The organism is Pseudomonas sp. PIC25 (genome assembly GCF_002286785.1).
Lineage (GTDB): Bacteria > Pseudomonadota > Gammaproteobacteria > Pseudomonadales > Pseudomonadaceae > Pseudomonas_M.
Genome location: NZ_MUJY01000041.1, coordinates 101,512 through 110,892, shown reverse-complemented (window position 1 = coordinate 110,892; position 9,381 = coordinate 101,512). Strand labels below are relative to the sequence as shown.

Sequence of the window (9,381 nt, the reverse complement as noted above, 5' to 3'; positions counted from 1 at the left end):
CTCTGTACGAAAAGTGCCTGCGCTCGGTGATGCGTCGTTAAAAATCGGTTCGGAATGCTCATTTACAACTCGTAAACTCCGCTTCCTCACCGATTTTTGCCTAGCCTGACCTTCGCTCGACGACTTTTCGTACAGACCCTAGCAAAGCACAGCGAGTGCCAATCTTCTTCTGGGCTGCGAAAAGCGGCGCATGATACCAGCTTGCCCGGTGGCGGAGAATTTCTGACCGGACGAGCAGCAAACGTTTACCGATGGAGGAATTGCCATGACCGCCCGAGCCCTGCTCGCCGTCGCCGACGGCGTGGAAGATATCGAAACCGTGACCATCCTCGACGTGCTGCGCCGGGCCGAGGTCGAGGTGCTGGTGGCCAGTATCGAGGACCGGCGCATGATCACCTGCGCCCGGGGGACGCGCCTGACCGCCGATGCCATGCTGCTCGACGTGCTGGCCCAGGACTTCGACCTGATCGTCCTGCCCGGCGGCGGAACCGGCGCCGAACGCCTCGGCGGCCATCAGCCGCTGGCCGAGCGGGTGCGCCAGCAGGCCGCCGCCGGCAAGGATTACGCCGCCCTCTGCGCGGCGCCGGTGCTGGCCCTGCAGACCTACGGCGTGCTCAAAGGGCGGCGGATGACTTGCTACCCGTCGTTCAGCGACCGCCTGTCCGGCTGCGTATTCGTCGACGAGCCGGTGGTGGTGGACGGCAACTGCATCACCAGCCAGGGCCCGGCAACCGCCATGGCCTTCGCCCTCGCCCTGGTCGAGCGGCTGGCCGGCAAGGGCAAGCGCCACGAGGTCGCCAAGGGGCTGTTGGCGTAGTACGGGTACTATCGTCCCACTCCGTTTTTTCTCGCAGCCTCTCTATCTTGGGGGCTGCCGTCTTGTTACTCCCTGAGCTGAACGTTTGTTTTCCTCGGGCAGTCGTACCTTAGGGGCGATTGCCGGCGCTTGGTTGGTTTGTCGCCGTACCGATGCCTTCTGCCGAGGTGCCTATGAACGCGACCGCCACGGACGAGGACGAAGGCCGCTTCGCCGCTCATCCCGTCACCTTGACCGTCAACGGCCAGCGCCGGCGGGTCGAGGTTCAGCCCTGGGTCACGTTGCTCGATCTGTTGCGTGACCGGCTCGGCCTGACCGGCAGCAAGAAGGGCTGCGACCACGGCCAATGCGGCGCCTGCACGGTGCTAGTGAATGGCCACCGGATCAATGCCTGCCTGACCCTGGCGGTGATGCACGAAAGCGCCGAGGTGATCACCGTCGAAGGGCTGGCCGAGGGCGATGCCCTGCACCCGTTGCAGGCAGCGTTCATCGAACATGATGCGTTTCAGTGCGGTTACTGTACGCCAGGCCAGATCTGTTCGGCGCTCGGCCTGATTGTCGAAGGCGAGGCGCGCACGTCCGACCAGATCCGCGAGGCCATGAGCGGCAACTTGTGTCGCTGCGGCGCTTATCCCAACATCCTCGCCGCCATCGAGCAGGTGCTGGCCGACGACGAACGGAGGCCGGAATGAGCCCGTTCGCCTACCGCAAGCCCGCCGCGCTGGACGAAGCCCTGGCGCTGGCCGGGCCCGGCGCGCGTTTCATTGCCGGCGGCACCAACCTGCTCGACCTGATGAAGCAGGACGTGCTGCGTCCGAAGCTGCTGATCGACATCACCGGCCTGCCGTTGCGAGGCATCGCCCCTACCGGCGATGGCGGCTTGCTGATCGGCGCGCTGGTGAGCAACGCCGAACTGGCCCGGCACCCCGAAGTGCTGCGGCGTTATCCGCTGTTGTCCCGGGCGATCCTGGCCGGTGCCTCGCCGCAACTGCGCAACATGGCCAGCACAGGCGGCAACCTGCTGCAACGCACCCGCTGCTACTACTTCTACGACACCGCCACACCCTGCAACAAACGCGAGCCCGGCAGCGGCTGCGCGGCCCGCGACGGGCTCAACCGCACCCATGCGATTCTCGGTGCCAGCGAGCACTGCGTGGCCACTCATCCCTCGGACATGTGCGTGGCCCTGGCGGCATTGGAGGCGCGGGTGATAGTGGCCGGGCCGGAGGGCGAGCGGCGTATCCCGTTCGCCGATTTCCACCGCCTGCCCGGCGACACACCACACCAGGACAACAACCTGGAGGAGGGGGAGCTGATCACTGCGGTCGAGATGCCCCCGGCCGGTTTCGCCTCGCATTGCACCTACCTCAAGGTGCGTGACCGGGCGTCCTATGCCTTCGCCTTGGTCTCGGTGGCGGCGTTGCTGGAGCTGGACGGCGGGCTCATTCGCGAGGCACGCATCGCTGTCGGCGGGGTGGCCCATAAGCCCTGGCGTGACAGCGCGGCGGAGGTCGCGCTGATCGGCCAGCCGCCGGTCGAGGCGAGTTTCCATGCTGCCGCCGACATCCTGTTGCGCGACGCGCAGCCGCTGACGCACAACGGCTTCAAGATCGAACTGGCGCGGCGCTGCATCGTCCGCGCCCTGAGCGATGCCATTGGAGGTGGCCGCCCATGACTGTCGTCCGTTCGCCCCTGGGGCAGCCCCTCGATCGTGTCGATGGAGTGAGCAAGGTGACCGGCCAGGCGCGCTATGCCGCCGAGTTCACGGAACCCGGTCTGCTGCATGGCTGTGTGCTGGGCAGTCGCATCGCCCGGGGACGCATCCTAGCCATCGACGCCGAGGACGCCATGGACGTCGCCGGGGTGCACCTGGTGCTCAGCCACCGCAACCGCCCACGGATGGCCGCCGACGATGAAAGCTACGAGGATGCCGATGCCGCCGAGGGCTCGCCGTTCCGCCCGCTGTATGACGAACGCATTCTCTACAGCGGGCAACCGGTCGCCCTGGTGGTGGCGGACACCCCGGAGCTGGCGCGCTACGCCGCTTCCCTGGTGCATGTGGAGTATGAAGAAGAGGCGCACGAGACCGACCTGTGCAGCTTGCTCGAGCATGCCCACGCCGCACCGGCCAAGCTGCCGCCGGCACGCGGTGATGCGGACGCCGCGCTGGCCGGCTCGGCGCTGTGCATTGAGGTGGAGTACCTGTCGCCGGTGGAGCATCACAACCCGCTCGAACCCCATGCTTCGACGGTGCTGGTGCAGCCCGACGGCAGCCTGCTGATACACGACAAGACCCAGGGCACGCAGAACAGCCAGGGCTACATCTGCCAGGTGTTCGGCCTGGACCCGAAGCGCGTCCGGGTCTGTGCCGCCTTCGTCGGTGGTGCGTTCGGCTCCGGGCTGCGGCCGCAGTACCAGTTGACGCTGGCGGTGATGGCTGCGCTCAAGCTCGGCCGCTCGGTGCGAGTGGTGCTCAGCCGCTCGCAGATGTTCACCTTCGGTTACCGGCCGCGCACCATCCAGCGCTTGCGTCTGGGAGCGGCTGCCAACGGGCGGCTACAGGGGATCGAACACTTGGCGATCGGGCAGACCTCGCGCTTCGAGGATTTCACCGAGCATGTGGTGGAGTGGTCCGGCATGCTCTACCAGTGCGACAACGTCCGCCTCGACTACCGCCTGGTGCCGCTGGACGTGCATACCCCGCTGGACATGCGCGCCCCCGGTGCCGCGTTGGGCCTGTATGCCCTCGAATGCGCGATGGACGAACTGGCCTGCGCGGTGGCCATCGACCCGCTGCAACTGCGCCTGTTGAATTACGCGGAAACCAACCAGAACGAAGGCAAACCGTTCTCCAGCAAGGCTCTGCGCGATTGCTACCGGCAGGGCGCCGAGCGCTTCGGCTGGAGCCGGCGCCCGCTGGAGCCGCGCAGTCTGCGTGACGGCCATGAACTGATCGGCTGGGGCATGGCCGGTGGCGTCTGGGAGGCCTTGCAGATGCCGGCCAGCGCCAAGGCCAGCCTGGGGGGCGACGGCATCCTGCGGGTGAGTAGTGCGACCACCGATATCGGCACTGGCACCTACACGGCGATGACCCAGATTGCCGCCGCCGAATTCGGCCTGCCGGTGGAGCGCGTGGCGTTCCGCCTGGGCGACTCCAGCCTGCCCACCGCGCCACTGCAAGGCGGCTCCGCCACGGTGTCGTCGGTGGGTACGGCGGTGCAGCAGGCGTGCGCGGCGCTGAAGAACAAGCTGTTCGACATCGCCCGCCAGCGACCCGGTTCGGCCTTCACTGGGCTGACGTTGGAGCAGGTGTGCTTCGCCGGAGGCCGGTTGAACCGGCGCGACGATCCTGACCAGGCCATCGAACTGAGCGATCTGATCGGCAGCGGCGCCCCGCTGGAGGCGCGTGTGGACGCCAAGCCCGATCCTCGCCGCGAGGCGTTCTCCAGCGCCACCCACTCGGCGGTGTTCGTCGAGGTACGGGTGGACGAGGCGCTCGGCCGGGTGCGGGTCAGCCGGGTGGTCAGCGCGGTCGCCGCCGGCCGTGTGGTGAACCCGAAGACCGCGCGCAGCCAGATCCTCGGTGGCGTGGTGTGGGGCATCGGCATGGCGCTGCAGGAGGAAACCCTGATCGACCACCGGCTCGGTCGCTACATGAACCACGACCTCGCCGAGTATCACGTGCCGGTGCATGCCGACATTGGCGAGATCGAGGTGCTCTTCGTCGAGGAAGAGGACCCGGTGGTCAACGCCCTGGGCTCCAAGGGCGTCGGCGAGATCGGTATCGTCGGAGTCGCCGCGGCGGTGGCCAATGCCGTCTACCACGCTACCGGGCGAAGGGTGCGGGAGCTGCCGATCACCCTGGACAAACTCCTATGACTCAGTGGCTCGCCCCGCCTCGGGGCGCTGCATGTGATCCCGCTGCGCCAGGGTCGGGAACAGCTTGATCCACAGGCCGGTCACCAGCAGCGTGCCGACTCCGCCCAGCACCACCGCCGGCACGGTGCCGAACCAGGCGGCGGTGACGCCCGACTCGAACTCGCCGAGCTGGTTGGATGCGCCGATGAACAGGCCATTCACCGCGCTGACCCGGCCGCGCATCTCGTCCGGTGTCTCCAATTGCACGAAGGCGCCGCGGATGACCATGCTGATCATGTCCGCCGCGCCGAGGATGGCCAGCACCAGCAGACTGAACCAGAAACTGGTGGACAGGCCGAAGGCGATAGTCGCGACGCCGAAGATACCCACCGAAATGAACATGGTCCGCCCGACCTGGCGCTCGATAGGGAAGCGCGCCAGCCAGAACGACATCAGCAACGCGCCCACCGCCGGCGCCGAGCGCAGCAGGCCGAGGCCCCAGGGACCGGTGAGCAGGATGTCCTTGGCGAACACCGGCAGCAGCGCGGTGGCGCCGCCGAGCAGCACGGCGAACATGTCCAGGGAGATGGCGCCGAAGATGTCCGGCCGGCTGCGGATGAAGCGGATGCCGCCGAGCAGGTTGTGCAGCGTGGCGGGTTCGGCCTTGCGCGGCACGTGATGGTTAGGCAGCCCGAGCATCAGGGCGCAGGCGAGGATGTAGAGCAGCGCCGTCGGTACATACACCCAAAAGGCGCCGAAGGCGTAGAGCAGGCCGCCGAGGGCCGGGGCGACGATGGTCGCCGCCTGTATCGCCGAGGCCGATGCGGCTACGGCGGCGGGAAACAGGGCCGCCGGCACCAGGCTTGGCAGCAGCGCCTGGGTGGTCGGCATCTCGAAGGCACGGGCCGCGCCGAGGAGAAAGGCAAGGACGAAGATCATCTCGCGGGTCACCGCGTCGCTGGCGCTGCCCAGCACCAGCGCAATGGCGATCAGCGCCTGGGCGCTCTGGCAGAGCGCGGCGATCCGACGCCGGTCGTAGCGATCCGCCACATGGCCGGTGTGTAGCATGAACAGCACACGCGGCAGGAACTCCACCAGCCCAACCAGGCCGAGGTCGAGCACGCTGCCGGTCAATGCGTACAGATGCCAGCCGATGGCCACGGTGAGCATCTGGAAGCCGCTCGCCGTGCAGACGCGGGCGAGCCAGAATGCGAGGAACGGACGGTGATGACGCAGCAGCAGTTTGCCGTGGGTGGACATGCGGATTCGATAGACAGGAGAGAAGCGGGCGAGGTTAGCACGCCTGAATAGGGGGAGTGGTTGCATCGGTGCAACAGAGCGTTCGCTGATCGAATGGTCAAGCTTTTTGAATCGATTTGGTCCCCGTGCAGGAGCGAGTTCTGCTCGCGATGGGGCGCGCAAAAGCTTCGTCAGCAGAGCTGGCTCCTACGAAAAGCCAGTGCGCGCCGGGGCGAATTCATCCGCCCGGCGATGATGGGTTTGGTCGAACGAATTCGACCCTATAAGCCAGGCCCGGCATCAAGACATCGACATCTCGCGTTCGGCTAGGCTCTATTAGCGTTTTCACGTTTCGGAGATTCGATATGCATGCCTTGCCGCAGGTCATCGCCCTGGTCCTGGCCGCCGGTCGTTCGCGCCGTTTCGGCAGCGACAAGCGCGCCGCCCGGTTGCCGGACGGCCTGCCGCTGCTGGCAGCTACCCTGGCGCTAGCCCAGCGCAATTTTCCCGAGGTGGCGGTGGTGCTGCGCTCCGACGACGAGGCCGAGGCGTTGGGTGTGCCGTCTGGCGTGCGGGTGATCCGCTGCGCCGATGCCGATCTCGGCATGGGTCACAGCCTGGCGGCGGGGGTGGCGGCGCTGGTCGAGGAGCGCTTCCGTGCCATTGCGGTCATGCTGGGCGACATGCCTTGGATCGCCGACGCCAGCCTGCGCCATCTGGCCGAGTCGGCCGACGTCGACCGCATCGTTTTTCCGCTGCATGACGGCCAGCGCGGCCATCCGGTGCTGTTCGGCCGTCGCTACTGGCAGGAAATGATGACCCTCACCGGCCAGGGCGCGCGCCGGGTGCTGGAGGACCATGAGGAAGCCTGGCTCGGGCTCGAGGTGGATGACCACGGCGTGCTGCGCGATGCGGACACGCCGGCGGCGCTCGCCTGATCAGGTGCGCTTGCGCGCGCCGAGGATGACGAACTTGGGCGTCGCGGCGATCTGCTCGACGTTGCCGAAGAGGCGCTTGAGCTTGAGGTGATAGCCCAGGTGGCGGTTGCCGACGATACGTAGCTCGCCGCCTTTCGCCAGCGCCGCCTTGGCCTGCTGGAACATGCGCCAGGCAAGGAAGTCTCCTACCACCTGCTGCTGATGGAACGGTGGATTGCACAGCACCAGGTCCAGCGAATCCTCCGCTTGGCTGGCCAGCCCGTCGTCGGCGCGGATATCCGCCGGGCGGTCGCCCAACGCGGCCTGCCAGTTTTCCCTGGCCGACTGCACCGCCATGTAGGACTCGTCCACCAGGGTCAGGTGTGCGTTCGGATTGGCCAGCGCACAGACGATGCCGATCACCCCGTTGCCGCAGCCGAGGTCGGCCACCCGGGCATCGCCCAGATCGGTCGGCAGATGCGGCAGGAAGGCTCGGGTGCCGATGTCCAGGCCTTCGCGGCAGAACAGGTTGGCGTGGTTGAGCAGTTCGAGGCGCGGTTGTTCCAGGCGGTAGCGGCTGGGGTAGGGCGAGACCGGCGTCGGCCTTGCCTCTGGCATGGCCTGTAACAGGCGCGCTTTCTTCACCGCCAGCGAGGCCTGGACCGGGCCGATGTACTTTTCCAGTAGATCGCCTGCCGCACGTGGCAGGTGCTTGATCATGGCACCGGCTACCACTTGCGCGCCTGGCGCCAACTGGCCGTGCAGGCGGATCAGTTGCTCCTCCAGCAACGCCAGGGTCTTCGGCACCCGGACCAACACCCGGTCGAAGGGGCCGGCGAGGATTTCGTTGGCCGGGACGAAACGCACCGCATCGACGGGCAGGCCGTTGCGCGTGAGGTTCTTGGCCAATGCCAGGTGCGCCAGGTGCGAGTCGCCGCTGCTGGTCACCTGCATCTGTGTGGCGAGGGACGCGGCCAGGGCGCCGAAGCTGTCATTCAACACCAGGATGCGGATGTCGGCGGGCAGCGCCTGGGCATGGAGCTGGCTCAGCAGGTATTCGTCGGCGGCGTCGAAGGCTTGCAACGGATCGTTCGGTTGCTCGGGCTGGCGGATCAGGTCGAGCTGGGCGAACGGCGAGGTGAGTAGGGACATCGAGGGCTCTGTGCGTCTGGATCGGGGTTTTCCGACGAAAGGTTAGAACTGGCATGACCAATGTTCCGAACTGAGAAACACTTCAAGCCTGCACGCTTGTGCATCGATGAGGCATGCCGAAGAATCCGACCGATCGTTCAGGTGCCGGATGGCGCCCGGACGGTCCTGCCGGATCAAGGCACCAATAATAAACAAGGACAGAAACACCGTGCCGGTTTGATGAGTCCCGGGCCGGCAGCGCAACGCTCCGCCGCGGGTCATTTTCGTTTTTCTTCCGACTCGGGGCCACAAGCCTGTGGGTCGGCCTTGCGAAAAAGGGGATACCCAATGCTGAAGCTTATCGCCACGGCGGCTATCGCTGCCGTGCTGGCCGCTGGACCGGCGCTGGCTGACGATGGTCCGATTCTGATCAAGTTTTCCCACGTGGTGGCGGATGATACGCCCAAGGGCAAGGGCGCGTTGCTGTTCAAGAAACTGGTGGACGAGCGCCTGGCCGGCAAGGTCAAGGTGGAGGTCTACCCGAACTCCACGCTTTATGGCGATGCCGACGAAATGAAGGCTTTGCTGGAGAACAAGGTCCAGCTGCTGGCGCCGTCGCTGTCGAAGTTCGAGCCCTACACCAAGCAGTTGCAGGTGTTCGACCTGCCGTTCCTGTTCGATGACCTGGATGCGGTGAAACGCTTCATGAAGCGCGACAAGAGCCGCGAGCTGCTGCGCTCCATGGGCAAGCACGGCATCCAGGGGCTGGCGTTCTGGAACAACGGCATGAAGCAGCTTTCGGCCAATCGGCCACTGCGCCTGCCGGCCGATGCCCGTGGCCTGAACTTCCGTATCCAGCCGTCCAGCGTGCTGGAAGCGCAGTTCGCCGCGGTCGGTGCCAAGTCGCAGAAGATGGCCTTCGCCGAAACCTTCAAAGCCTTGCAGACGGGGGTGGTACAGGGCACCGAGAATCCCTGGTCGAACATCAGCAGCCAGAAGTTCGATACCGTGCAGCCCTACATCACCGAAAGCGACCACGGCACGCTCAACTACATGCTGATCAGCAACTCCAAGTTCTGGGCCAGCATTCCCTATCAGACCCGCGTGGAGCTTGACGCGATCATCGACGAAGTGACCTTTGCCGTGAATAAGGAAGCCGAGGCGCTGAACCAAAAGAGCCGCGAGCAGGTGATCACCGCCGGACACGCCAAGGTGATCCCGCTAACCGAGCAGGAGCGCGCCGCCTGGCGCCAGGTCATGGAGCCGATCTGGCAGAAGTACGAGGCGGATATCGGCCCCGACGTGCTACGTGCGGCCCGGATCGTCAACCGCCGCTGATATAAGGCCCTGCTGTCCGAGGGTGTTTGCTGCGCGCGCTTTGGGGGACACTGGATGGGCTCGGCAGGGCCGGCAGCGTTG

8 protein-coding genes are annotated in these 9,381 nt (G+C 66.3%); 6 read left to right on the top strand and 2 right to left on the bottom strand.

Annotation, left to right across the window (positions count from 1 at the left end):
* The first annotated feature begins 265 nt into the window (after nt 1-265).
* The 4 genes from BZL41_RS03865 (at nt 266) to BZL41_RS03850 (ending at nt 4,696) form a co-directional block, all read left to right on the top strand.
* Complete coding sequence (locus BZL41_RS03865) at nt 266-817, top strand: DJ-1 family glyoxalase III (RefSeq protein ID WP_095598070.1); 552 nt, start codon at nt 266-268, stop codon at nt 815-817.
* A 173-nt stretch (nt 818-990) separates the two neighbouring features.
* The gene (locus BZL41_RS03860) at nt 991-1,509 is read left to right on the top strand and encodes a (2Fe-2S)-binding protein (RefSeq protein WP_095598069.1); all 519 of its coding nucleotides are present in this window, start codon (nt 991-993) and stop codon (nt 1,507-1,509) included.
* Nucleotides 1,506-2,492: a xanthine dehydrogenase family protein subunit M gene (locus tag BZL41_RS03855; RefSeq protein WP_095598068.1), complete on the top strand. Its 987-nt coding sequence runs from the start codon at nt 1,506-1,508 to the stop codon at nt 2,490-2,492. The genes BZL41_RS03860 and BZL41_RS03855 overlap by 4 nt, the downstream gene beginning before the upstream one ends.
* Complete coding sequence (locus tag BZL41_RS03850; protein ID WP_095598067.1) at nt 2,489-4,696, top strand: xanthine dehydrogenase family protein molybdopterin-binding subunit; 2,208 nt, start codon at nt 2,489-2,491, stop codon at nt 4,694-4,696. Before BZL41_RS03855 ends, BZL41_RS03850 begins: the two co-directional genes overlap by 4 nt.
* Here the strand turns inward: BZL41_RS03850 and BZL41_RS03845 are convergent.
* Nucleotides 4,691-5,935, bottom strand: coding sequence for an MFS transporter (locus BZL41_RS03845; RefSeq protein WP_095598066.1), 1,245 nt, complete (start codon nt 5,933-5,935; stop codon nt 4,691-4,693). The two genes, BZL41_RS03850 and BZL41_RS03845, sit on opposite strands and share 6 nt — an antisense overlap.
* Before the next feature lie 344 nt (nt 5,936-6,279).
* Here BZL41_RS03845 and BZL41_RS03840 point away from each other — a divergent pair, with 344 nt between their 5' ends.
* Nucleotides 6,280-6,852 carry an NTP transferase domain-containing protein gene (locus BZL41_RS03840; protein WP_095598065.1) on the top strand — a complete coding sequence of 191 codons (573 nt, stop codon included), beginning with the start codon at nt 6,280-6,282 and terminating at the stop codon, nt 6,850-6,852.
* Here BZL41_RS03840 and BZL41_RS03835 read toward each other — a convergent pair whose 3' ends face one another.
* Nucleotides 6,853-7,983, bottom strand: a complete 1,131-nt coding sequence (locus BZL41_RS03835) for a class I SAM-dependent methyltransferase (protein ID WP_095598064.1) — start codon at nt 7,981-7,983, stop codon at nt 6,853-6,855.
* A 327-nt stretch (nt 7,984-8,310) separates the two neighbouring features.
* On the opposite strand from BZL41_RS03835, the gene BZL41_RS03830 reads away from it, so the two are divergent.
* Complete coding sequence (locus tag BZL41_RS03830; protein WP_095598063.1) at nt 8,311-9,300, top strand: TRAP transporter substrate-binding protein; 990 nt, start codon at nt 8,311-8,313, stop codon at nt 9,298-9,300.
* Nucleotides 9,301-9,381 lie beyond the last annotated feature (81 nt).

Bases quoted from the DNA above. Each gene is read 5' to 3' on its own strand.
- BZL41_RS03835 (WP_095598064.1), bottom strand. From the start codon at position 7,983: ATGTCCCTACTCACCTCGCCGTTCGCCCAGCTCGACCTGATCCGCCAG.
- BZL41_RS03865 (WP_095598070.1), top strand. From the start codon at position 266: ATGACCGCCCGAGCCCTGCTCGCCGTCGCCGACGGCGTGGAAGATATC.
- BZL41_RS03830 (WP_095598063.1), top strand. From the start codon at position 8,311: ATGCTGAAGCTTATCGCCACGGCGGCTATCGCTGCCGTGCTGGCCGCT.
- BZL41_RS03860 (WP_095598069.1), top strand. From the start codon at position 991: ATGAACGCGACCGCCACGGACGAGGACGAAGGCCGCTTCGCCGCTCAT.
- BZL41_RS03840 (WP_095598065.1), top strand. From the start codon at position 6,280: ATGCATGCCTTGCCGCAGGTCATCGCCCTGGTCCTGGCCGCCGGTCGT.
- BZL41_RS03855 (WP_095598068.1), top strand. From the start codon at position 1,506: ATGAGCCCGTTCGCCTACCGCAAGCCCGCCGCGCTGGACGAAGCCCTG.
- BZL41_RS03850 (WP_095598067.1), top strand. From the start codon at position 2,489: ATGACTGTCGTCCGTTCGCCCCTGGGGCAGCCCCTCGATCGTGTCGAT.
- BZL41_RS03845 (WP_095598066.1), bottom strand. From the start codon at position 5,935: ATGTCCACCCACGGCAAACTGCTGCTGCGTCATCACCGTCCGTTCCTC.